Origin of the sequence: Chromobacterium phragmitis (assembly GCF_003325475.1) — a bacterium.
Taxonomy (GTDB): domain Bacteria; phylum Pseudomonadota; class Gammaproteobacteria; order Burkholderiales; family Chromobacteriaceae; genus Chromobacterium; species Chromobacterium phragmitis.
This window is the reverse complement of record NZ_CP029495.1, coordinates 364,023-386,555: the sequence shown is the minus strand read 5'-3', so window position 1 is coordinate 386,555 and position 22,533 is coordinate 364,023. Positions and strand designations below refer to the sequence as shown.

General features: G+C 63.5%; 27 protein-coding genes. 15 read left to right on the top strand and 12 right to left on the bottom strand.

Annotated features, from left to right (window positions below; all coding sequences use genetic code 11):
- Positions 1-17 precede the first annotated feature (17 nt).
- From DK842_RS01930 to DK842_RS01915, 4 genes are all read right to left on the bottom strand, one after another.
- Complete coding sequence (locus DK842_RS01930) at positions 18-254, bottom strand: type 2 periplasmic-binding domain-containing protein (RefSeq protein ID WP_114059849.1); 237 nt, start codon at positions 252-254, stop codon at positions 18-20.
- A 123-nt stretch (positions 255-377) separates the two neighbouring features.
- On the bottom strand, positions 378-1,454 hold the full coding sequence (gene mnmA, locus DK842_RS01925; RefSeq protein ID WP_114059848.1) for a tRNA 2-thiouridine(34) synthase MnmA: 1,077 nt from the start codon (positions 1,452-1,454) through the stop codon (positions 378-380).
- Complete coding sequence (locus DK842_RS01920) at positions 1,451-2,044, bottom strand: hypothetical protein (RefSeq protein WP_114059847.1); 594 nt, start codon at positions 2,042-2,044, stop codon at positions 1,451-1,453. The genes mnmA and DK842_RS01920 overlap by 4 nt, the downstream gene beginning before the upstream one ends.
- 22 nt (positions 2,045-2,066) lie before the next feature.
- Complete coding sequence (locus tag DK842_RS01915; protein ID WP_114059846.1) at positions 2,067-2,534, bottom strand: NUDIX hydrolase; 468 nt, start codon at positions 2,532-2,534, stop codon at positions 2,067-2,069.
- 60 nt (positions 2,535-2,594) lie between these two features.
- On the opposite strand from DK842_RS01915, the gene DK842_RS01910 reads away from it, so the two are divergent.
- Both DK842_RS01910 and bfr read left to right on the top strand, forming a co-directional pair.
- On the top strand, positions 2,595-2,795 hold the full coding sequence (locus DK842_RS01910; protein ID WP_114059845.1) for a (2Fe-2S)-binding protein: 201 nt from the start codon (positions 2,595-2,597) through the stop codon (positions 2,793-2,795).
- Positions 2,796-2,919: 124 nt separating this feature from the next.
- Positions 2,920-3,396, top strand: coding sequence for a bacterioferritin (bfr, locus tag DK842_RS01905; protein WP_011136946.1), 477 nt, complete (start codon positions 2,920-2,922; stop codon positions 3,394-3,396).
- A 57-nt stretch (positions 3,397-3,453) separates the two neighbouring features.
- Here bfr and DK842_RS01900 read toward each other — a convergent pair whose 3' ends face one another.
- The gene (locus tag DK842_RS01900; protein WP_232538573.1) at positions 3,454-5,055 is read right to left on the bottom strand and encodes a YdgA family protein; all 1,602 of its coding nucleotides are present in this window, start codon (positions 5,053-5,055) and stop codon (positions 3,454-3,456) included.
- Positions 5,056-5,182: 127 nt separating this feature from the next.
- Between DK842_RS01900 and DK842_RS01895 the strand changes: the two genes are divergently transcribed.
- The 5 genes from DK842_RS01895 (at position 5,183) to DK842_RS01875 (ending at position 10,496) form a co-directional block, all read left to right on the top strand.
- Positions 5,183-6,400 carry a DesA family fatty acid desaturase gene (locus DK842_RS01895; protein ID WP_232538572.1) on the top strand — a complete coding sequence of 406 codons (1,218 nt, stop codon included), beginning with the start codon at positions 5,183-5,185 and terminating at the stop codon, positions 6,398-6,400.
- A gap of 172 nt (positions 6,401-6,572) precedes the next feature.
- Positions 6,573-7,409 (top strand): class I SAM-dependent methyltransferase, encoded by an 837-nt coding sequence (locus tag DK842_RS01890; RefSeq protein ID WP_198414614.1) that lies wholly within the window; start codon positions 6,573-6,575, stop codon positions 7,407-7,409.
- A 107-nt stretch (positions 7,410-7,516) separates the two neighbouring features.
- A complete protein-coding gene (locus DK842_RS01885; protein ID WP_114059843.1) occupies positions 7,517-8,887 on the top strand; it encodes a pyridoxal-phosphate dependent enzyme in 1,371 nt (456 codons plus the stop codon).
- Between the two features lie 59 nt (positions 8,888-8,946).
- Positions 8,947-10,089 (top strand): trans-sulfuration enzyme family protein, encoded by a 1,143-nt coding sequence (locus DK842_RS01880; protein WP_021478613.1) that lies wholly within the window; start codon positions 8,947-8,949, stop codon positions 10,087-10,089.
- Positions 10,090-10,148: 59 nt separating this feature from the next.
- The gene (locus tag DK842_RS01875) at positions 10,149-10,496 is read left to right on the top strand and encodes a RidA family protein (protein WP_021478614.1); all 348 of its coding nucleotides are present in this window, start codon (positions 10,149-10,151) and stop codon (positions 10,494-10,496) included.
- A 54-nt stretch (positions 10,497-10,550) separates the two neighbouring features.
- Here DK842_RS01875 and DK842_RS01870 read toward each other — a convergent pair whose 3' ends face one another.
- Positions 10,551-10,805, bottom strand: a complete 255-nt coding sequence (locus DK842_RS01870; protein ID WP_114059842.1) for a hypothetical protein — start codon at positions 10,803-10,805, stop codon at positions 10,551-10,553.
- Positions 10,806-11,075: 270 nt separating this feature from the next.
- Here DK842_RS01870 and DK842_RS01865 point away from each other — a divergent pair, with 270 nt between their 5' ends.
- A complete protein-coding gene (locus DK842_RS01865; RefSeq protein WP_114059841.1) occupies positions 11,076-11,753 on the top strand; it encodes a hypothetical protein in 678 nt (225 codons plus the stop codon).
- A gap of 11 nt (positions 11,754-11,764) precedes the next feature.
- Positions 11,765-12,349, top strand: coding sequence for a C39 family peptidase (locus DK842_RS01860; protein ID WP_114059840.1), 585 nt, complete (start codon positions 11,765-11,767; stop codon positions 12,347-12,349).
- A gap of 45 nt (positions 12,350-12,394) precedes the next feature.
- Here DK842_RS01860 and miaA read toward each other — a convergent pair whose 3' ends face one another.
- A complete protein-coding gene (gene miaA, locus DK842_RS01855) occupies positions 12,395-13,372 on the bottom strand; it encodes a tRNA (adenosine(37)-N6)-dimethylallyltransferase MiaA (RefSeq protein ID WP_114059839.1) in 978 nt (325 codons plus the stop codon).
- Between the two features lie 117 nt (positions 13,373-13,489).
- On the opposite strand from miaA, the gene DK842_RS01850 reads away from it, so the two are divergent.
- From DK842_RS01850 to greB, 5 genes are all read left to right on the top strand, one after another.
- A complete protein-coding gene (locus DK842_RS01850; RefSeq protein WP_114059838.1) occupies positions 13,490-14,005 on the top strand; it encodes a GNAT family N-acetyltransferase in 516 nt (171 codons plus the stop codon).
- 76 nt (positions 14,006-14,081) lie between these two features.
- Entirely contained in the window at positions 14,082-14,714 is a 633-nt protein-coding gene (scpB, locus tag DK842_RS01845) for an SMC-Scp complex subunit ScpB (RefSeq protein WP_114059837.1), read from the top strand.
- A gap of 319 nt (positions 14,715-15,033) precedes the next feature.
- A complete protein-coding gene (locus DK842_RS01840) occupies positions 15,034-16,176 on the top strand; it encodes a pseudouridine synthase (protein ID WP_406850467.1) in 1,143 nt (380 codons plus the stop codon).
- 89 nt (positions 16,177-16,265) lie between these two features.
- The gene (locus tag DK842_RS01835; protein WP_168194799.1) at positions 16,266-16,736 is read left to right on the top strand and encodes an NUDIX domain-containing protein; all 471 of its coding nucleotides are present in this window, start codon (positions 16,266-16,268) and stop codon (positions 16,734-16,736) included.
- 28 nt (positions 16,737-16,764) lie between these two features.
- Complete coding sequence (gene greB / locus DK842_RS01830; protein WP_114059834.1) at positions 16,765-17,319, top strand: transcription elongation factor GreB; 555 nt, start codon at positions 16,765-16,767, stop codon at positions 17,317-17,319.
- 63 nt (positions 17,320-17,382) lie between these two features.
- Here the strand turns inward: greB and DK842_RS01825 are convergent, their stop codons facing one another.
- From DK842_RS01825 to DK842_RS22860, 5 genes are all read right to left on the bottom strand, one after another.
- Positions 17,383-17,844, bottom strand: a complete 462-nt coding sequence (locus DK842_RS01825) for a MarR family winged helix-turn-helix transcriptional regulator (protein ID WP_114059833.1) — start codon at positions 17,842-17,844, stop codon at positions 17,383-17,385.
- Positions 17,841-17,996, bottom strand: coding sequence for a hypothetical protein (locus DK842_RS23285; RefSeq protein WP_168191776.1), 156 nt, complete (start codon positions 17,994-17,996; stop codon positions 17,841-17,843). The genes DK842_RS01825 and DK842_RS23285 overlap by 4 nt, the downstream gene beginning before the upstream one ends.
- 103 nt (positions 17,997-18,099) lie before the next feature.
- Positions 18,100-18,693, bottom strand: coding sequence for a hypothetical protein (locus DK842_RS01820; protein ID WP_145963955.1), 594 nt, complete (start codon positions 18,691-18,693; stop codon positions 18,100-18,102).
- A 76-nt stretch (positions 18,694-18,769) separates the two neighbouring features.
- Positions 18,770-20,794, bottom strand: a complete 2,025-nt coding sequence (locus tag DK842_RS01815; protein WP_114059831.1) for a M3 family metallopeptidase — start codon at positions 20,792-20,794, stop codon at positions 18,770-18,772.
- Between the two features lie 213 nt (positions 20,795-21,007).
- Positions 21,008-21,286, bottom strand: a complete 279-nt coding sequence (locus tag DK842_RS22860) for a hypothetical protein (protein WP_145963954.1) — start codon at positions 21,284-21,286, stop codon at positions 21,008-21,010.
- 18 nt (positions 21,287-21,304) lie between these two features.
- Between DK842_RS22860 and metK the strand changes: the two genes are divergently transcribed.
- Positions 21,305-22,507, top strand: coding sequence for a methionine adenosyltransferase (gene metK / locus DK842_RS01805; RefSeq protein WP_114059829.1), 1,203 nt, complete (start codon positions 21,305-21,307; stop codon positions 22,505-22,507).
- The last annotated feature ends 26 nt before the right edge of the window (positions 22,508-22,533 follow it).

Genomic DNA, 22,533 nt, shown 5'->3' with positions numbered 1-22,533 from the left:
CTGCGCGCCAGACGGGATTACCAGGAGGGCGGCATCGCGCCGTGCGCCAGCGCGATGTCGGCGTTGCCGTCCAGCAGCGACTGCGCGCCGAAGGCGCTGCTGCCGGGATAGCGAGCCATGTAGTCTTCCGCGGCCCGCCTGGCCCAGGGCAGCAGCGCCAGGGAGCCGCGCACCTGGACTGCGGGCAATGGAGCGGCTTGGGCAAGCGCGCAACAGGCGATCAGCAGCGACAGGCAGAAACGGGACAGGCGCATCTAACGGAACCTCCAGCGCCGGCGGGGTGCGGCGGATATCCGGATGAACGAAGGCGGCGCGCGGGTGTGACGAAAAAGAGCGCGCCCCGCGAGAGCGGGGCGCGTGGCGAGGGCTGGCGCGGTTTACTGGATGATGCCGCCGCCCAGGCAGATGTCGCCGTGGTAGAGCACGGCGGATTGGCCAGGCGTCACCGCCCACTGCTTCTCTTGGAAAGTGAGGCTGGCGCGGCCGTCGACGATGGGTGACAGCGAGCAGGCCGCATCCGCCATCCGGTAGCGGTTCTTGGCGCTGTATTCGCCAGCTGCGGGCGCGTCAGGCAGCGTCCAGCTCAGGTCGGCCATGGCCAAGGTGGGTTTCAGCAGCAGCGGGTGGTCGTGTCCTTGCACCACGATCAGCTTGTTGGCGGGGATGTCCTTGCCGGCGACGAACCACGGCTCGCCGTTGCCGTCCTTGCTGCCGCCTATGGTCAGGCCCTTGCGCTGGCCCAGCGTGTAGTACATCAGGCCGATGTGCTCGCCGACGACCTTGCCTTCCGGCGTCACCATCTGGCCCGGCGAAGTGGGCAGGTAGCGTTGCAGGAATTCGCGGAATGGCCGTTCGCCGATGAAGCAGATGCCGGTGGAGTCCTTCTTGGCCGCGGTGGGCAATCCTGCCTGTTCGGCCAGCTGGCGGACTTCGGTTTTGCGGATGTCGCCCAGCGGGAACATCGCCTTGGCCAGTTGATGCTGCTGCAGGCGGTACAGGAAGTAGCTCTGATCCTTGGTATGGTCCACCGCCTTCATCAGGTAGTGGGTGCCGTCCTGCTCCAGCTTGCGCGCGTAATGGCCGGTGGCGATGCAGTCGGCGCCCAGCGCCATCGCGTAGTCGAGGAAGGCCTTGAACTTGATCTCGGCGTTGCACAGCACGTCCGGGTTCGGCGTGCGGCCGGCCGAGTATTCCTTCAGGAAGTACGAGAACACGCGGTCCTTGTATTCCTTGGCGAAGTTGACGATCTCCATGTCGATGCCGACGATGTCGGCCACGCTCATCGCGTCCAGCGCGTCCTGCTTGATCGAGCAGTACTCGTCGTCGTTGTCGTCTTCCCAGTTCTGCATGAACACGCCGATCACTTCATGGCCCTGCTGCTTCAGCAGCCAGGCGGTCACCGACGAATCCACGCCGCCGGACATGCCGACGACGATGCGTTTCTTACCCGTCACGGGGTGCTTCCTTCCTTGCTTTTTCTTGCCTGCCTGACAGGCTCGGACACGGCCGGAGGCTCGTATCCCGTCATCCAAACTGAAAGGGGAACCACCACGGGCGGTTCCCCGAAATCCTTGAACCAGCTGTCCACCGCCCAGTTCTGGCCGTCGGCGTTGTCGCGCAGCACGCCGGTGTAATGCAAATCCAGAATCCATGGCGCGCGCCATTCAGGTGGCGCCGCGCGGTGGAATTTCAACCATCCCTGGCGTTGCAGGTAGTTGAGGAAAGTGGTGACGTTGCTGCTGTGGTCCACGCAGTCCATCCGGCCTTCGGCCGGGCCGTCGCGGAAATTGCCGCCCCTATCTTGCCAGATTGGCGTTGTCCGGGCGGCGATGCGGTACAGCGCCAGCACGGCGTCGGCTACCGCGTCGCGTTCGTCGGGGGCCGTCTCGGCGCGGGCCAGCCGCGTTGCCAGCCAGTCATGCTCCTCTTCTGAAATGCCGAATTGGGCGTGCCTGGAACATCCGTAATGATAACAGATGTTTAGCGCGTCGGCGCGGGCGGCGGGCAGGAGCAGGGCAAGCAGCAGGGGTATCAGTAGTCGCATCGGGCATCCTGTGGCGGGCGGGTCAGCGCAGGTCGCGTATCAGTTGCAGAGGATACGCGATGCCATTGCGATAGTCTGCCAGGCATTGCAGAACCACCGGGCTGCGCAACCGCGCCGACTGCGCGGAGATGTCCTCGTAGGCCAGCCAGTGCACGGCGACGATGCCCACGTCCAGCCGCGGCGGGAAGGCGGGCGGGACGGCGTCGCCGTGAAAGGCGAAACGCATGTAGGTGATGTCGCCATGCTGCGCATCGGCCAGGTAGATGCCGGTGAGCCCGCGCGGCGTGAACAGCCAGCCGCTTTCCTCCCGGGCTTCGCGCGCCACGGCCTGCAGCAGCGTCTCGCCGCGCTCCAGGTGGCCGGCGGGCTGGTTGAGCCGTAGTCCGGATGGCGTTTCCTCTTCGATCATCAGGAAGCGGCCGTCGCGCTCGATGATGGCGGCGACTGTCGCATTCGGCTTCCATTGATGAGGTTTGTTATTGACAATCATTCTTGTCTGTCCCTATGATGATGATAACTATTCTTGATTGTAAGCCAGAGGGGGCTTCCGATGTATGTCTGCTTGTGCAATGCAGTGACCGATAGCCAGATCCGCCAGGCGGTTCATGGCGGCGCCACGCGCATGTGCGACCTGCGTCGGGAACTGGGCGTCGCTTCCGATTGCGGCAAGTGCGCCTGCATGGCCAACCAGATACGCAAGGACGCGCAAAGCGAACTGACCGCCTGCTCGGTGGCCCGCACCGCGGCCTGATCCTCTCTCCGCGGGGCGGATCTCAGCCCCCATGCCAGCCGGTGAGCTGGCTATTCCCATTTATGCCTTGAGCTATGTCCCTGCTGTGCCATAATGCCTGAACGATTTTTCAGGAGAATATGACATGCAAGGCGACAAGAAGGTCATCAAGTACCTGAACCAGATTCTCAAGAACGAGCTCACCGCGATCAACCAGTACTTCCTGCATGCCCGCATGTACAAGAACTGGGGCCTGAAGAAGCTCAACGAGCACGAATACGAAGAGTCCATCGATGAAATGAAGCACGCCGACAAGCTGATCGAGCGCGTGCTGTTTCTGGAGGGGCTGCCCAACCTGCAGGATCTAGGCAAGCTGCATATCGGCGAGAACCCGAAAGAAATGCTGGAGTGCGACCTGAAGCTGGAAATGGACGCGCTGCCGCTGCTGCGCGAGGCCATTGCCTACTGTGAGACCTCCAAGGACTATGTCAGCCGCGATCTGCTGGAAGACATCCTGGAGAGCGAGGAAGAGCACGTGGACTGGTTGGAGACCCAGCTGGGCCTGATCGAGAAGGTCGGTCTGCAAAACTATCTGCAAAGCCAGATGGAAGACGCTTCCTGATCTTGCGGAGCAAAAGAAAAAGGGCTGTCGTCGCGACAGCCCTTTTTTGCGTCCGGCTTATTTCTTGGCCGCCGGCTTGGGGGACTCGGCGGCGGGCGCGGAAGCGTCGGCCGGCTCCTCGCTTTCCTCCCATGGCAGCGGCACTTTCTGCTGGTGGATGGCCAGTCCCTTGGCGTCGTATTTCAGGTCGGTGGAGATCTGGCCGTTTTCCTCCACCAGGTAGCCGCCGGATTTCCACTGCGACAGCTGGCTGTCCAGCAGGCTCCTGGCCAGATCCTCCACCTCCTGCATGTTCGGCTGCTCTTCGGCGCTCTGATCCACGGTGAACAGATTGCGCGCCTGGGTCAGCACCAGATCTTCCAGCGTTTGGCGCGGCAGGCTCAGCTTGGCGTCGGCTTCGATGCGCTTGGCCAACTGGGCGATGTCGTTCAGGTCGGTCTTGACGAAGCCGCTGATGCCCAGGCTGCCCTGCAGCTTGGCTTCGCCGGCTGGCATTTTCAGGTAGAACTCGTTGATCAGCAGCTTGGGATTGTTCTCCAGCAGCGGGATCGCGTTTTTCTTGATGGTGTCGACGTATTGCTTGCGCAGTACCGCCGGGTCCACGCCTTCGAACGGAATCTCGCTGATCGCGTTGTCCAGTTTGACCAGGGTGGGGCCGTGCAGGTGGTTGGCCGACACGTCCAGCCGCAGCGGGCCGTAGCGGTTGGCGTTGAAGCTCAGCTCCGCGAAGTTGACCTTGCCGCGGGTGTTGACGAACTCGTCCTGTTCGCTGGTGACGATCTGGTAGCTGAAGTTTTTCAGCACCACCGACGACGGCTTGAATTCGCCGGACGGATTGACGAATTCGCCGACGCGGACGCGGGTCATCAGGTAGATCAGCTCGTTCAGCTTGATGCTGTACGGCACGCTCTCTCGCGAGCTCAGCTGCACATTGCCTATGGTCAGCTCGCTGGTGCCCAGCTTGACGCCGGTGTTGCCCGGACGCATGTCCGACACGTAGCGCACGCCCTCGAACGAGACGTTGCCTTTGCTGGCCGCTTCCAATAGGAAACCTGGCGACAGCGCCTCGGTCTTGTACTCCTGGTAGCCGTTGGCGTAATCGACCTTGAGGTCGAAGCCCTTCCACTTCATCTTGACGCCGGATAGCGCCTCTTCGTAGTCGAAGGCCGGCACCGCCACTTCCAGCATGCCGCCGCCGCCGAAGCCGATGCGGTTGGTGATGGCGATAGGGTCCTTGTCGCCGAAGAAGGTCTTCAGCGTCTTGCGAGTGGCGTCGCTCATCGCGAACTCGGTGCGAACCAAGGCGCGGCCCGGCCGGAAGTCGAAGTCGCCCAAGCCCGGCAACGGACCGTGCTTGACGTGGTTGGTGAACTTGATGGTCGCGTTCAGCAACGGCTTCATGTTATCCGGCAGCATGTTTTCGTACGGCCCGGACAGATGGCGGTTGAACACCAGCTCGGTGGTCTCGGTGGAGGAGAACCAGCCGCGCTCGTAGCTGTGCGATTTGACCTTGAACAGGGGCAGGCCGGCCAGCATCCTGTGTTGTTCCTGCAAGGTGTCCTCAGCCTTGACGCCGGCCCAGTAACTGGAGCCCGCGTACAGAACGAACAGGCCGCCGATGGCGGCGCCGGCAATGATCAGTCGACGTTTTGGCAACACTAGTATTTTTCTGAACTAGGGTGAAATGATGTCCTATGGTACACCAATGCATGGACGGATGCGCTGTCGGCTCGGCTTGCGAACGAATTTGCTTCGGCAGGCGGCAGGCATGTTATAGAATAGAGCTTTGTCTCTAGATATCGGACGCCGCGAATACATGAACCTGAACTGGCTCAATGGTCTGCTGGATCTGCCTTGGTGGGGCAATATCGTTGCCGCGCTGATCCTGACCCACATTACGATCGCTTCGGTCACCATCTTTCTGCATCGCCATCAGGCCCACCGCGCGCTGGACCTGCATGCCATTCCCAGCCACTTTTTCCGCTTTTGGCTATGGCTGACCACCGGCATGGTCACCAAACAGTGGGCAGCCATCCATCGCAAGCACCACGCGCGCTGCGAAACCCAGGAAGACCCGCACAGCCCGCAGGTGCTCGGCATCAAGAAGGTGTTGTGGGAAGGGGCCGAACTGTACCGCGCGGCAAGCAAGGACCAGTCCATCATGGACAAATTCGGCCACGGCACCCCTGACGATTGGCTGGAGCGCAACGTTTACAGCAAGCACAACGCCAAGGGCATCGTGCTGATGCTGCTCATCGACCTGGCGTTGTTCGGGCCGATCGGCCTGTCGATCTGGGCCGTGCAAATGATCTGGATTCCGTTCTGGGCCGCCGGCGTGATCAACGGACTAGGCCATTACTGGGGCTACCGCAACTTCGAGAACGAGGACGCCTCCACCAATCTGGTGCCTTGGGGCATTCTGGTGGGCGGCGAGGAACTGCACAACAACCACCATACCTTCGGCACTTCGGCCAAGCTGTCGTACAAGTGGTACGAGTTCGACATCGGCTGGATGTACATCCGCATGCTGGAAATCTGCGGCCTGGCCAAGGTGCGCAAGGTGGCTCCGCAACTGGCCCACGATCCGTCTCGGCCGCAACTGGACTTGGAGCACCTGCAGGCCATCATCGCCAACCGCTACGCGATCGCCTCGCGTTACGCGCGCGAGCTGAAGGCCGAGTGCGGCGCGGAATTGGCCAAGCTGAGCCTGCCCGAGCTGCCGCAGGTCAACCTGCCGCGCAAGATGAAGGTGTGGCTGAAGCAGGATGCCAAAGACCTGCCCGAGTGCGACCGCGATCAACTGGCCCGCATCCTGGAGCAGAGCCACGTGCTGGCCACCATCTACAATATGCGCCAGGAACTGACCCGTCTGTGGGAGCGTTCCAGCTTGACCCGCGAGCAGTTGCTGCAGGAGTTGCAGGACTGGTGCGCGCGCGCCGAAGCGTCCGGCATCGCCGCGCTGCAGCGTTTCTCTCAGAATCTGAGGCAGACCGCGCTGGCCTGAAGCCTGATTCCCGTTTTCATTGCCAACCCCGCATCCGACGATGCGGGGTTTTTTATCGTCCGGCATGCCGTTAGCGTTTTTTTCTATATTCAAATAGAAAATAAAGTTTGATTTCAAAATAGCTGAAAGAAATATAATGATGGCCTGTTGCTATTCGAGCGAGGTCATCGAGATGAGTGCATTGCAATTGATGCAGACGCAGTCCGATCTGCCTTACATCCACGGGTTTTCCGCCACCGAGCAGGCGAGGCTGGTGCGCCAGGCGCGCTTTTCCGAGGCGATGGTGTACCGCGACGTCGATCTTTCCGGCGTGAAAAAGTTGCTGGAGGTTGGCTGCGGCGTTGGCGCGCAGACCGAGATCCTGCTGCGCCGCTTCCCCGAGGTGGACATCACCGGTCTGGATTTCAGCCAGCGGCAGCTGGCGGTGGCGCGCCAGCGCTTGCAGGGCAGCCCTGAGCACGGCAGGGCGACGCTGCTGCACATGGACGCGGAGGATCTGGACTTCCCGCCCGCCAGCTTCGACGGCGCCTTCCTGTGCTGGATTCTCGAGCATGTGCATTCGCCGGAGCGCGTGCTGGCCGAGGTTCGGCGGGTGCTGAAGCCCGGCGCTAGGCTGTACGCGACGGAGGCGATGAACGCCACCTTCTTCCTGGCGCCGTATTCGGCCAATCTGCAAAAGTACTGGATGGCTTTCAACGACCACCAGCTGTCGGTGGGCGGCGATCCCTTCGTCGGCGCCAAGCTGGGCAACATCCTGATGCGGCTGGGCTTTCGCCATGTGGAGACCCAGGTGAAAACCTGGCATCTGGACAGCCGCGAGCCGCACCGGCGCCAGCAGGTGCTGGATTACTGGACCCAGCTCTTGCTGTCCGCCGCCGACCAGTTGATAGAAGCGGGCAGGGTGGACGCCGAGCTGGTCGAGTCAATGACAAAGGAATTAAGGTTGCTTAGGAGCGACCCGGAACTGGTATTCTTCTACAGCTTCATGCAGGCCAGTGCGGTGGCGTGAAGGCTGATTATATTTAGTAGGACTACTTCGATTTTGTAGAAGATTTTGCCATTTTTATATAACAAAAAATTACTAAAAGTAATTTTAAAATAGCCAGGAGTATGGAAATGCAGGACAATAGCGTTCTATCGTTGATCGGCAATACGCCGCTGGTCCGCGTCAGCCATCTGGATACCGGCCCGTGCGAGTTGTATCTGAAGCTGGAAAGCCACAACCCGGGCGGCTCGATCAAGGACCGCATCGCGCTGACCATGATCGAGGCGGCCGAGCGCGACGGCAAGCTGAAGCCCGGCGGCGCCATCATCGAGGCCACCGCGGGCAACACCGGCCTCGGCCTCGCGCTGGTGGCGGCGCAGAAGGGCTATCCGCTGACGCTGGTGGTGCCGGACAAGATGAGCCGGGAAAAGATTCTGCACCTGCAGGCGCTGGGCGCCCAGGTGGTGCTGACCCGTTCGGATGTCGGCAAGGGCCATCCGGAATATTACCAGGATATGGCGGCGCGCATCGCCAGCGAGACGCCGGGCGCTTACTACATCGACCAGTTCAACAATCCGGCCAATCCGCTGGCGCATGAAACCACCACCGGACCGGAGATCTTCCGTCAGATGAACGGTGAAGTGGACGCGGTGGTGGTTGGCGTCGGCTCCAGCGGCACGCTGACCGGCCTGACCCGTTTCTTCCGCGCGCAATCGCCGGCCACCGCCTTCGTGCTGGCCGACCCGGTGGGCTCGGTGATGGCCGACTACGTCGAGACCGGCAGTTTCGGCCAGGCCGGCAGCTGGCTGATCGAGGGCATAGGCGAAGATTTCATTCCCCCGCTGACCGATCTGTCGATGGTGAAGCGCGCCTTCCGCATCAGCGACCAGGAAAGCTTCGACACCGCGCAGCAACTGCTGAGCAGCGAAGGCATTCTGGCGGGCTCCTCGTCCGGCGCGCTGCTGGCGGCGGCGTTGCGTTACTGCCGCGAGCAGACCGAGCCCAAGCGGGTGGTGACGCTGGTGTGCGACAGCGGCAACAAGTATCTGTCCAAGATGTACAACCGCGACTGGCTGGTGGACCAGGGCATGCTGCGCTTGCCCGAGGTGGGCGGGCTGACCGACCTGATCGTCCGCCGCCATCAGGACGGCAGCACCGTGTCGTGCCATCCGGACGAGCCGCTCAATGTCGCCTACCAGCGGATGCGGCTGCACGACGTGTCGCAGATGCCGGTGCTGGACGACGACAAGGTGGTCGGCGTGCTGGACGAGTGGGACCTGCTGCTGTCGGTGCACGGCGAGCCGGAAAACTTCCGCCAGACCGTGGCCACTGCGATGAGCGGCCATGTGCGCACGCTGTCGCCGCAGGCTTCGCTGCAGGATCTGCTGCAGGTGTTCAACGACGGCCACATCGCGCTGATCGTCGACAAGGGCCGCTATCTGGGCCTGATCACCCAGGCCGACCTGCTGTCGTTCTGGCGACGCCAGCCGCGCGCTGCTTAAACCGATTTTCCGCCCTGACGCCATGCGCCGGGGCGCATGATTTTGAGAAAGGATAAAACATGACCGATTTCCACACCCTGGCCGTGACCGCAGGCGCCCACGAGGATCCGTTCGGCGCGGTGATGCCGCCGATCTACGCCACCTCTACCTACCGCCAGAGCGCGCCGGGCGAACATACCGGCTACGAGTATTCCCGCTCGCAGAACCCGACCCGCGAAGCGCTGGAGCGCGCGGTGGCCGAACTGGAAGGCGGCGTCCGCGGCTATGCTTTCGGTTCCGGCCTGGCGGCGATTTCCACCGTGCTGGAGCTGCTGCCGGCCGGCAGCCACCTGATCGCGGTCAATGATCTGTACGGCGGCACCTACCGCCTGTTCGAGAAGGTGCGCAAGGCCAGCGCCAATCTGGAAGTGACCTATGTCGCTTCCGAGGACAGCGCCGCGCTGGAAGCCGCGATCCGGCCGAACACGCGGATGATCTGGGTGGAAACGCCGTCCAATCCGCTGAATCAGCTGGTGGATCTGCAGCAGGTGTCCGCCATCGCTCGCCGCCATGATCTGATCGGCGTGGTCGACAACACCTTCGCCTCGCCGGTCAACCAGCGGCCGCTGGATTTCGGCTTCGACATCGTCGTCCACTCCGCCACCAAGTATCTGAACGGCCACTCAGACGTGGTGGCCGGCGTGGCCGTGGTCAGCCGCGACAAGCCGGAACTGGCCGAGCAGCTGGCCTTCTTGCACAACGCGGTGGGCGCCATTCTGGATGCCTTCCCCAGCTTCCTGGTGCTGCGCGGCCTGCGCACGCTGGCGCTGCGCATCGAGCAGCACAACCGCAACGGCCTGGCCATCGCGCGCTGGCTGGAGGCGCAGCCCTGGGTGGAGAAAGTGTTGTATCCGGGCCTGGAAAGCCATCCGCAGCATGAGCTGGCGCGCCGCCAGATGCAGGGCTACGGCGGCATCGTATCGTTCTACCTGAAAGGCGACGTCAAGGCCTTCCTGTCCAGGCTGAAACTGTTCACGCTGGCCGAGAGCCTGGGCGGCGTCGAGAGTCTGGTCTGCCTGCCGGCGGCGATGACCCATGCGTCGATTCCGGCGGAGCGCCGCGCGGCGCTGGGCATCCATGACAATCTGATCCGCCTGTCGGTCGGCGTCGAGGGCGAAGCGGCGCTGATTGCGGATCTGGAGCGGGCGCAGCGGGACAGCTGAGCGCTTTATCGCTAGAATCAGCCGTCATGCCCACCCACTCATCCAATAAGGAGAACGATATGAGCATTTACCGTCACAAGCAGGGCGCCCGCCTGGCCGAAGCCGTGGTCACCAATGGCCTGATCTTCCTGGCGGGCCAGGTGCCGGAAAACACCGACGCCGACGCGCGCGGCCAGACCGAGAACGTGCTCGCTCAGATCGATGCCCTGCTGGCAGAGCTGGATTCGGACAAGAGCAAGATCGTCGACGTCACCATTTTCCTGGCCAACCTGGCCGATTACGACGCGATGAACGCCGCCTGGGACGCCTGGGTGCCGGCCGGCAACGTGCCCGCCCGCGCCACGGTGGAAGCCAAGCTGGCGAATCCGGCGTGGAAAGTGGAAATCAAGCTGGTGGCCGCGCGCTAAGCCAGGCCTGTCAGAGAGCCTCACGGCCCGCAGCCTTTACGGCGCGGGCTTTTTTCATTTTGGAGGCTGGGGAGGTTTGTCTGGCGGCGGCGGGGGATGGTCCGGAGCGGCGGCCAGGCGGGCGGGCATCATCTTGCATTTGCCGCTCATCTTTTCTCCGCGCGGGGTGGTGAAGCTGACTGTATCGCCCGCCTTCTTGCCATTGCAGGCCTGGAACGCCTCATCCGGCGGCATGCGGTCCCGCGGCGCTTCGGCGGCTGCGGCGGCGGTCAGCAGCGCGAGTGAAATAGAAAGGATGGCGCGCATCATGTGTTCTCCATCGCAGGCAATATTTCACGATAGACAGACCTTCCTGCATGAAACAAGACCCATCCTGATCTTACGAACAGTTTGTATTTGACTGCTTACTTTAACTGCGCAGGCTAAGTTGATGTAATGAATTGATTTGTTTGTGAAAAATCAATTTCATGGACCTGATTTCACGGATTGAATGGAGAAATAGGCAAGGCTAAGACTACTGGTATGCGTTTGGTATTCACGCATCGTGTCGCAACCGCATTTCTGCGAAGGAGTCTAGCCATGCAGTCGAAATCCGTGATCCTGGCGGCCTGGTTTGGCCTGGCCGCCGTCATTTCCAGTCCCGCGTCCGCGCAGGCGGCCGCTCCGGCGCCTGTCGCGGCTCAGTTCGGCGAGGCATCCGCCGCCGCCGCGCTGGGGTTGGAAGATTTTTCGCGACAGAACGCCCGCGAGTTCGGCGGCCGCCTGCCGGCGGGCTTTCCGTTGGCGCTGGCCGGCGCCGGCGAGCTGGCCGGCTTGAAGCTGGGCAGGGGCTTTCCGGTTTACAGCATCAGTCCGCAGCAGTTGCAGGCCGCCGATGCCGATCTCAGCCGCATGATGACGCCGGTCGGCAACTGGCGCTTCGTCATCCTGTCCGGCGGCAAGCCAGTGGGCTTGGTGACGGTGGAGAAGCGGGACGGCCGCTGGCAGGCGGCGTCCTTCGGCGCGGCGGCGCTGTCCCGCAATCTCGAGGCTGCCGCGGCGAGCCATCCCGGCGCGCAGGCCCGCTTCCTGCGGGTTTACCAAGCGCAGTCAGATTTTCTCGAAATGACGGCGGCGGGCGGCAAGCCGCGCTTCGCCGCGTTGCTGTCGGCACGTCAGGCGTTGTCGTTGACGCAGGAGGAGGCGCTGTTGGACGGCGCGGACCTGATCGAGCCGCTGCGGGCGGCGGTGCGCGCCAATCTGGCCAGCTTCCGCTAAGGAGAACGACGATGGGAAAGCATTTGAATCAAACCATTCTGGCCGCGGCCTTGCTGGCGGCGAGCCTGGGGGCGCTGGCGGAGAGCAAGGTGCTGAACGTGCCGCTGACGACGCAGGAGCACAGCCAGTGGTGCTGGGCCGGCTCGAGCAAGGCGGTGCTGGGCTTGTACAGCAAGACGCCTACCCAGTGCGCGATCGTGAACTGGGCATTCGGCATCAATTACGCCTGCGGCAACAGCAATTTCAACTGGAACAGCTATGCCAACAGGCCCAACGATATGTTTGGCAGCAATGGCAGCTTGCAAGGCATTCTGAAGAACTGGGGCGTGCCCAACTTCACCGTTTATGACTATCTGTCCTGGCAGCATGTGCTGGATGACATCAAGGCGAATCGGCCGTTCGTGATCCGCTACGGCTGGACGGGCGGCGGCGGCCACTTCATCGTCGGCCGCGGCTATCAGACCGGCAGCGGCAATTACCTGTACATGATGAACCCGTGGCCGGGAGAGGGCATGACTTACGCCTCGTACAACAGCGTGGTGTCGGCCAGCGATCACGACTGGACGCATACGTTGCGGATGAGCGTTAGTCCCTGAGCGCCGGCTTGGGCATGCGGCGGGGCCGGGCGGCCCCGCCCGCGTTCAGAACACGCCGCGGTAAGGCAGCGTGTCGTCCTGCGGCTGTTCATGCAGAAAGCGCTCGACCGCCTGTGCCAGCAGCCCGGACACACCATCGCGCTGCGCGTCGATTGGGATCACGTCCAGGCTGCGGGTCCAGGTCAGCTGGCGCTTGGCCAGTTGGCGGGTGGCGGCGACGCCGCGTTCGACAAACTCATCCATGCCGTACAAGCCGTCCTGATGCTCCCAGGCTTGTCGGTATCCGACGCAGCGCATCGAGGGAAGGTTCAGCGTCAACTCGGGGTATTGGGCGCGCAGACGGGTGACTTCGTCCAGAAAGCCTTGCTCCAGCATGAGATGGAAGCGCTCGGCGATGCGCGCGTGCAGCCAGCCGCGCTCGCGCGGCACCAGTGCCAGCGGCAGAAAACGGAAATTCGCCGCCGCCTCCTTGCCCAGGGCGATCAGCTCCGACATCGGCTTGCCGCTGAGCAGGCACACTTCCAGCGCGCGGTGGATGCGTTGCGAGTCGTTGGGATTGAGCCGCGCCGCGGTGGCCGGGTCCAGCTCGGCCAGGCGGGCGTGCATCGCCGGCCAGCCCAGCAGCGCGGCGTCGGCGTCCAGTTCGGCGCGCAGCGCGGCGTCGGCTTGCGGCAGGTCGGACAGGCCTTCCAGCAGCGCCTTGTAATAGAGCATGGTGCCGCCCACCAGCAACGGCAGCCGGCCGCGGGCCTGGATCTCCTCGATCAGCCGGTTGGCGTCGGCGTGGAACTGCGCGGCGGAATAGCTTTGCAGCGGGCTGATGATGTCTATCAGATGGTGGGGGCAGGCGGCCATTTCCTCGGCGGAGGGCTTGGCGGTGCCGATGTCCATGCCGCGGTAGACCAGCGCCGAATCGACGCTGACGATTTCGACGGGAAAACGACGGGCCAGCTCCAGCGCCAACCCGGTCTTGCCGGAGGCGGTGGGGCCCATCAGCAGTATCGCTTGCGGGGTGTCGCTCATGGTATTGCTCGTTGCGGTCAGGGGGCGATTGTCGCATAGCCGGCGGGGACATGCGCGAAAGGCTTGACCTTGCCGCGCATCTGTTTACGATGTGAGTATTGACCTTGGGAGCCGCCAATGAAAATCGAAGCCGCCAGCGAACAGCATCTGTCCGCCTATCGCCGCTATTTTCAGGCTTGCCGCGACGAGGGTTTCGAGTATTACCGCGATCTGGCCGACGACGCCGATGGCTGGCTGCGCAAGGTGGTGCTCCATGCCGACGGCCACGCGCTGCCTGATGGCTGGGTGCCGTGCCAGACCTGGTTCCTGCTCAATGACGGCGGCGAGATCGCCGGAGCCGCCAGGCTGCGCGAAGGCGAGACCGAGGTGATCCAGGATGTGATCGGCCATATCGGCTTCGAGGTGCTGCCGCAATGGCGCGGCAGCGGCTACGGACGGGTGCTTCTGCAATATGTGCAGGCGATGGCGCCGTCGCCGGCCTGCGGCAACTGGGTGCTGGTTTGCGATGCGGACAACCCCGCAGCGGTGCGGACGATAGAGGCCTGCGGCGGCCAGCGGCTGGAGGACATGCCGCAGCCGGACGGCAGAGTGCTCAGACGCTACAGTCTGGCTTCGCTTGGCTTGATGCAATAGTTTCGCTTGCGGCGGAAGTCGTGTAGAATCCCCGGCTTCCCGCGCTTAACCCCGAATTCTCCGGCATCCCGGTTTAATGTCCACCATTACCGATTTAAAGTATTTGAAGATTGTGCTGGAGACGGCGTTGCTGACAGCGCAGGAACCGCTTTCGGTTTCCCAGCTCAAGCGGCTGTTCACCGAAGATGTGAAGGCCGCGCTGATCAACGACATTCTGGAAGACATCCAGGGGGACTGGCGCGGCAGGGGCGTGGAGCTGGTCAAGCTGGCTTCCGGCTGGCGCTTTCGGGCGCGGGCCGAATTCACGCCTTACCTGAGCCGGCTCAACCCGGAGAAGCCGCCGCGTTACTCGCGGGCGGTGATGGAAACGCTGGCGATCATCGCCTACAAACAACCTGTTACTCGTGGCGACATCGAGGCGATACGCGGCGTGTCGGTGTCCACCAATGTGATGCAGACCCTGCTGGAGCGGGGCTGGATCGAAGTCATCGGCCACAAGGACGTGCCGGGCCGCCCCGGCCTGTACGCCACCACACGCAAATTTCTGGATGATCTGAGCTTCGTCTCGCTGAACGACCTGCCGCCATTGGCGGAGCTGGGCAGCTTGGTGGTGCCGGACAGCCAAACGCAAGACGACAGCCCCGACGCGGGCGCGGACGACATCCCCCTCGACGATGAGGCGGACAATTTAGAGCCAGTCGCGGAATAAAGCTTCCGCCAGTTGCTCGCATGGAAAGAGCAAGCACATGTCTACAAAAGGACAACGTAACCACGCGCGCCAACCGGTCGCGCGTGTCAAAGGCCGCGAGACCTCGCAGCCGCGCCAGAACGCCGGCCGCGGCCAAGGCCAGCCGCGCCAGGGCAAGAACCCTTCCGCCGGCATCCAGCCGCGATTCCCGCAGCAGCAAGGCCAACAGGCGCGCCGCGGCGGCCAGCGCCAGGCGCGCGACGCTTACGGCAATCCCATCATGCCGCAGCAGGACGGCGTGCCGCTGTTCAAGATGAGCCGCCGCGAGCAGGAACAGCAGATGCTGTCCACCGGCAACCGCAAGCCGCAATATCAGCGCGACAGCAACGGCGACGTCAACGGCAACGTGTCGCTGGATCATGAAAAGCGCTTCGGCAACAAGAACGCCGCCCGTCCGGCCGGCAAGGGGCGCAATCCGGCCGAAGGCGGCCGCGCCAAGGCCGAGGGGCGGGATGACGCCCAACCCAAGGCCGAAGCCAAGCCGCGCGGCGACGCCAAGCCCAAGCAACTGGTGCAGAAGGCCAAGAAGCTGCGCCTGCGCAGCCCCAGCCAGGACATCAAGAACAAGGCGCAGAAGCTGAAGGAAGTGCGCGTCGATCTGAACGAGATCGAGCCGGTGCGTCTGCAGAAGGCGCTGTCTTCGTCCGGCGTCGGTTCCCGCCGCGAGATGGAAGAGTGGATCGAGGCCGGCCTGGTGTTGGTCAACGGCAAGAAGGCCAGCCTGGGCGACAAGGTCGGCCCGCATGACAAGGTGACGGTCAAAGGCGACCCGATCAAGCTGAAGTGGCCGGACCGCCTGCCGCGCGTGATCATGTACCACAAGGAAGAGGGCGAGATCGTCACCCGCGACGATCCGGAAGGCCGCGTCACCGTATTCGCGCGCCTGCCGCAGGCGAAGTCCAGCCGCTGGGTAGCCATCGGCCGCCTGGACGTCAATACTTCCGGCCTGCTGCTGATCACGACCAGCGGCGAGCTGGCCAACCGCATGATGCATCCCAGCTTCGAAGTGGAGCGCGAGTACTCGGTGCGCGTGTTGGGCGAATTGACGCCGGAGATCATGAAGGAAATGACCAAGGGCGTGGAGCTGGAAGACGGCGAAGCGCGCTTCGACCGCATTTTCCAGACCGGCGGCCAGGAAGAGTCGGCCAACCAGTGGTACAACGTGGTGATCAAGGAAGGCCGCAACCGCGAAGTGCGCCGCATGTTCGAACATTTCGGCCTGACCGTCAGCCGCTTGATGCGCGTGCGTTTTGGCAACATCGGCCTGCCGCCGCGGCTGAAGCGCGGCCAGTTCTACGAGCTGAACGCCGCCGAGGTGGCCGCCGTGATGAAATGGTCCAATTTGACCGTGACCGGCGGCAAGAAAACCGGCGGCCAACGCCGCGCCTCGCCCCGCAAGCCCAAGGCCGCGCGCGGCGAGTAAGGCGGGAGGGCCCGTCGGGCCCGATCCGCGTCGCGAATATGGGCGACCGCCGGCTGGCGGTTGCCCGTTTTGTTTTCGGGGGAAGGCAGTTGGAAGAACTCGGTCAACTCTCCACCGGCTCCTTGCAGGAACCGGCCGAGCCGCGCAAGCTGCGCGCGTCCATCGTCATCATCGAGGACGGCAAGCTGTTGCTGATGCATAGGGTGAAGCCCGGCAAGGACTATTACGCGCTGCCAGGCGGCAACATCAAGAAAAGCGAGACCGCGGCGATCGCCTGCGTGCGCGAAACGCGCGAAGAAACCGGTCTCAACGTCTGGCTGGAAGAGGGGCCGTTGTGCGTGCTGGAAAGCGAGAAGCGGACCGAGCATGTGTTCGTCGCCCGCGAGTATCGCGGCATGCTGAGGCTGGGCGGTCCGGAGTTGGCCAAGCTGGCGCCGGATAATCATTACGAGCTGGTCTGGCTGGACGCCGCGGCGCTGACACGGGTCAAGCTGCGGCCCAAAGCCTTGCTGCCGCATTGCCTGGCCTTGCTGGATGCCGCCGAGCGGAGTCGGGCATAATGGCGCAAGACGCATCGGGGATAGCGATATGAGCAAGGCGTTTACCAAAGAAGACGAGCCGCAGGATGACGACCTGCCGGCCGAGCGCCGCTTGCCGGCCTCGACCAAGAACTACATCACGCCTGCCGGCTGGCAACGTTTGAAGGACGAGCTGTACCAACTGGTCAACCGGGAACGGCCGGAAGTCGTGCAAGTGGTCAACTGGGCGGCCAGCAACGGCGATCGCTCGGAAAACGGCGATTACTTGTACGGCAAGCGTCGCTTGCGCGAGATAGACCGCCGAATCCGTTTCCTGACCAAGCGGCTGGAGATCGCCGAAGTGGTGGACCCCGAGGCGCGCGAAGCCACCGACCAAGTGTTTTTCTCCGCCACCGTGCTGATTCAGCGCGGCGACGGCAGCGAGCAGCGGTTGTCCATCGTCGGCGTCGACGAGATCGATCTGCCGCGCGGACGCATCAGCTGGATTTCGCCTATCGCGCGCGCGCTGTTGAAGTCGCGCGAGGGCGACAGCGTGCTGTTTCGCGGCCCGGACGGCGACGAGGATATCGAGGTGCTGGAGGTCTGCTACCAGCGGCTGGACTGAGCCTGGAACGAAAAAGCAACGGCCCGTCTACAAGACGGGCCGTTTTGTTTTGGACCGGCAGGCTCAGGGCATCATGTGCTCGGACAGCTTGCCGTTGATCATGAACCAATCGCGGGTGGCCTTGTCGCCGCAATCGTCGAAGGCGGTCTGCAGCACGCGTTGCTGCTCGCGGTGCAGGCTTTCCTCCAGCCTGGCGCCTTCTTCGCTCAGCGTCAGCTGCTTGACGCGCTTGTCGTGCGGGGCGGGCTGGCTGAGGATCAGCTCCATTTCCATCAGTTGGCGCAGCGGGATGTTGATCGCTTGTTTGGTGACGCCCAGAAAGGCCAGCAAGTCCTTGACCGAGAGCTTGGGATAGCGCGCCACGAAGAACAGGATGCGGTGGTGGACGCGGGCAAGGCCCCGGCGGGCCAGCATTTCGTCGGGCTTGGCGGTCAGCGCCTTGTACGCGTAGTAGAAAATTTCGATCGCTGCCCGGGTGTCCAGGCCGGTTTCCGCCTCCTTGCTTGCTGCAACAGACTGGCTCATGTCATGTCCTGTTCAGATTGATGGATGCCGGCGGTTGCCGGTTCGGAAAAATGGGCCAGGCGTTGGCGGGCCGCAGCGTTGATGCCGGACGCTGGGACGCTTTGCCATGGATGCGTCAGTATCCCGGCAGCGGCGGAATAGATCAATGACATTTTCATTCTTTTGCCAATGGGCGAGAGGAATAGTGTTGCGGGGCGGCTGCGGCGGAGGCTGGGTTTGACGCTAGAGGGACGCTATTCTGGCTGGCGGTGAAGTCTAAGATGCGTCTTTCGCGTCGGCTGTCAGGCACACGCGGATGCCGGCGGCGATATGGCTGACGAGCGGGTCCCATGTTGTCCGCTGCGAGGCGGGATAACGCAAGTCGACGACGATGAACTGGTCATCGGAGAAGTAGGTTTTTCGATAGAAGATCCGATCGCCCTCGGTGCCGGAAATGACGAACCAGTTGTTCTTGATCGTCTTGAATGTCACCTTGCGCGGTTTGCCGGAGGCGCTTTTTTCCCGCAACTCGTCGCGGAAGCGGCTTTGCAGCGTCTCTTCCAGCGCGTTGTTGCTGCCCCAGGCCGCCATTTCGGTATGCCGGTCCGGGGAGGCGAAGCGGACGCCGTCGCCGTTGTCGGACTCTTCTCCCATTTGGAGCAGCTTGTCCGGGTAGGGGACGCTGAAGGCGAAGCGCGCGTTGACGTAGCGACCGTAATGGGTCGCGGAGGGCGGCTGGCTGGCCAAATGGCGCTCGGGAGAGGATGCGTCGCGGCATTTCTGCCACAGCAGCGCGCCGCCAACGGCGACGGCAAGAATGGTGAGGATGGCGGCCAGCCATTTGCGGGACATGCGAGAAGCGTTGGGCATGATGCGATCTTGATTTGAGGGAGCGGCAGTGTAGCAGTCAACGGCAGCCGCCGGGAGGGCCCGGCGGCTTGGTCTGTTATGCCAGGCCGCGGCCCTTCAGCATGGCCTCCGCTTGCGGATCGCGGCCGCGGAACGCGCGGAAGGCGGCCCGCTGTTCGCGGGCGTCGCCGGCGCTGTAGATATGGCGGTACAGCTTGTCCGCCAGCGCCGGATCGAATGGATCGCCGGCCTCCTCGAAAGCGGCGAAGGCCTCGGCCTCCAGCACTTCCGCCCACATGTAGACGTAGTAGCCGGCGGCGTAGGCGTCGCCGGAGAAGATGTGGCCGAAGTGCGGCGGGCGGTGGTTCATGCCGGCTGCGGGCGGAATGCCGAGCCGCTCGCGCTCGGCGGTTTCGAAGGCGGCGATGTCGATGCCTTCGGCGTCGGCGCGTTCGTGCAGCGCCAGATCGATCAGCGCGGATGCCGCGTAGCGCACCGTTTCGAAGCCCTGGTTGAAGTGGCGGGCCGCCTTGATCTTGGCGACCAGCTCGGCCGGAATGGCCGCGCCGGTTTCCGCGTGGCGGGCGTGCTTTTCCAGCACCTCCGGCACCAGCGCCCAGTTCTCCATCAGCTGCGACGGCAGCTCGACGTAGTCCCACGGGCAGTTGGGGCTGGCCAGCAACCGGTATTCCACATTGGACAGCAGGCCGTGCAGGCCGTGGCCGAATTCGTGGAACAGTGTGCGCACGTCGTCGAAGCTCAGCAGCGTCTGGCCGTGGCCGGCCTTGGCGAAATTGTTGTTGTTGACCACGATGGGCAGCGCCTCTCCGCCGTTGCGGCCCTGCCAGCGGTAGACGTGCATCCAGGCGCCCCCGCGCTTGCTCTGGCGCGCATAGTTGTCGCCCAGGAACAGGCCGATCACCTTGCCTTCGCGGCTGACGTCCCAGGCGCGAACGTCCGGATGGTAGAGCTTGAGATCATGGCGCTCGGCGAAATTGAGGCCGAACAGGCGGCCGGCCACGTCGAACATCGCGGCGATCATATTATCCAGGCTGAAGTAGGGCTTGATCTCGGCGTCGTTCAGCGCGTAGCGCGCGATGCGCACTTTTTCCGCCAGGTGGAACCAGTCCCAGGGCTGGATGTCCGTCGGCTCGCCCAGTTTGGCGGCTTCCTCGCGCAGCATCGCCTGTTCCGCTTCGAAACGTCCCTTGGCCGGCTCCCATACCTGCTCCATCAGCGCGTGCACCGCGGCCGGCGCGCCGGCCATGCGGTTGGCCAGCGCGTAGTCGGCGAAGCTGGCGTAACCCAGCAGCTTGGCTTGCTCCACGCGCAGCGCCAGGATTTCCTTGGCCAGCGGGCGATTGTCGCGCTCGGCGTGTTCGCCGCGGCCGGTCCAGGCGCGCCAGGCCTGTTCTCGCAGCGCGCGGCGCTGCGAGAAGGTCAGGAAGGGCACGATGGACGAGCGCGACAGCGTGATGGCCCAGCCCGTCAGGCCGCGGGCTTCGGCCGCGGCGCTGGCGGCGTCCAGGAGGAAGGGCGGCAGGCCGGCGAGGTCGGCCTCGCCCAGCTGCAGCGCGTATTCGCTTTCGTCGGCCAGCACATTCTGGCCGAAGGCGGTGGTCAGTTCGGCCAGGCGGGAGACGATGGCGGCGTAGCGTTGGCGCGCCTCGCCCTGCAGCTTGGCGCCGGCGCGGACGAAGTTGCGGTGGATCAGATCGAGCAGCCTATCCTGTTCTTCGGACAGGCCCAGGCGGTCGCGCTGGGCGTGCGCGGCGTCCAAGCGGGCGAAGAAGCCCTCGTGCATATGGATGCGGCTGTGGTGTTCGGCCAGCTTGCCCGCCATGACGCGTTCCACTTCCTGCAGCGCTGGCGAGGTTTCCGAGGATGTCAGGTTGTCCAGCAGCAGCTGGGCGCGCTCCAGCTTCAGGCCGCTGCGGTCGAAGGCGGCGGCGGTATTGTCGAAGCTGGCCGGTTCGGCCAGCGCGGCCAGCGCGTCGATTTCGGCCAGGTGTTCGGCGAACAGCGCATCCAGCGCCGGTTCGAAGTGCTCGGGACGGATGCGTGCGAACGGCGGCAGTTGATGGGGCGCATTCCAGTCTTGCAGCAAGGGATTGTCGTTCATGGTGTTTTTATCGGGCGTGGTTGGCGGTCAATGCATGACTTTAGCATTGTTTCTGGACCGGACAAACCACATCATGCCGATGGTATGAGAGGGTCTTTCTTGGCGAGCCGCAGTGCGCTCATTGGAGGCGGGCGGGAGCGTCCGCATGGGGCGAGGGACTGGCGGCGACTCGTCGGTTCAGGCGGGATATGCCCGCGCGACTGGCGCTGTGCGTCATGGCGTTGCGGAGTCGGCGGATTTTGCGGCGCGCGGGGATGTTTTTGCCATGATTTTTTTGAAAATTGAAAACATGTGCCAATTGTTTTTCATTTTATGCCACTTGCATTTAAATTGAATTGACAAGTGAACTTTTAATTGAAAATAAAAGTCTATTGTCATAATGTTTCGATGCTGAAAAGACAACTGGATTAACTTGGCCATAAGCGTGGCGCGAGACTCGTCCCACCGCTCTGCGGGAGTCGGCCGGCCTTGCCCAGGCGCGATGCGGTTCATGGAGCCTGTACTGAGAATATGAGCGAATATCTGTTTACTTCCGAATCCGTCTCCGAAGGCCATCCGGACAAGGTAGCCGACCAGATCTCCGACGCCATCCTCGACGCCATCCTGCGCGAGGACAAGCACGCCCGCGTCGCCGCCGAGACGCTGGTGAACACCGGCCTGGTAGTGCTGGCCGGCGAGATCACCACCACGGCCAACATCGATTACATCAAGATCGCGCGCGAGACCATCAAGCGCATCGGCTACGACGATTCCGAGCTGGGCTTCGATTATCGGGGCTGCGCGGTGATGGCTTGCTACGACAAACAATCGCCGGACATCGCCCAGGGCGTGAACGAGGGCGAGGGCCTGGACCTGAATCAGGGCGCCGGCGACCAGGGCCTGATGTTCGGCTACGCCTGCGATGAAACCCCGACGCTGATGCCGTTCCCGATCTACTACGCGCATCGCCTGGTGCAGCGCCAGGCCGAATTGCGCAAGGATGGCCGCCTGCCGTGGCTGCGTCCGGACGCCAAGAGCCAGATCACCTGCGTGTACGACGCCGCCACCGGCCTGCCCAAGCGCATCGACACGGTGGTGCTGTCCACCCAGCACAGTCCGGACATCGACCACCAGACGCTGACCGAAGCGGTGATCGAGGACATCATCAAGCCGGTGCTGCCGCCGGACATGGTGACGGCGGAAACCAAGTTCCTGATCAATCCGACCGGGCGCTTCGTCATCGGGGGCCCGATGGGCGACTGCGGCCTGACCGGGCGCAAGATCATCGTCGACACTTACGGCGGCGCGGCGCCGCACGGCGGCGGCGCGTTCTCCGGCAAGGATCCGTCCAAGGTGGACCGCTCGGCCGCCTACGCCGGCCGCTACGTGGCGAAGAACATCGTCGCCGCCGGCCTGGCGCGCCAGTGCCAGATCCAGGTGTCGTACGCGATCGGCGTGGCGGAGCCGACCTCGATCGCGGTGGACACTTTCGGCACCAACAAGATTCCGAACGAAAAGATCGTGGAACTGGTGAAGAAGCACTTCGACCTGCGTCCCAAGGGCATCATCCAGATGCTGGACCTGCTGCGTCCGATTTACGGCAAGACCGCCGCCTACGGCCACTTCGGCCGCGAGGAGCCGGAATTCAGCTGGGAGCGCACCGACAAGGTGGAGGCGCTGCGCGCCGACGCCGGGCTGGCGCGGCGGAGCGAAGAGGCGGCGTTCGCCGGTTGAGCGCGCGGGGGAGGTTCTCCCGCGAC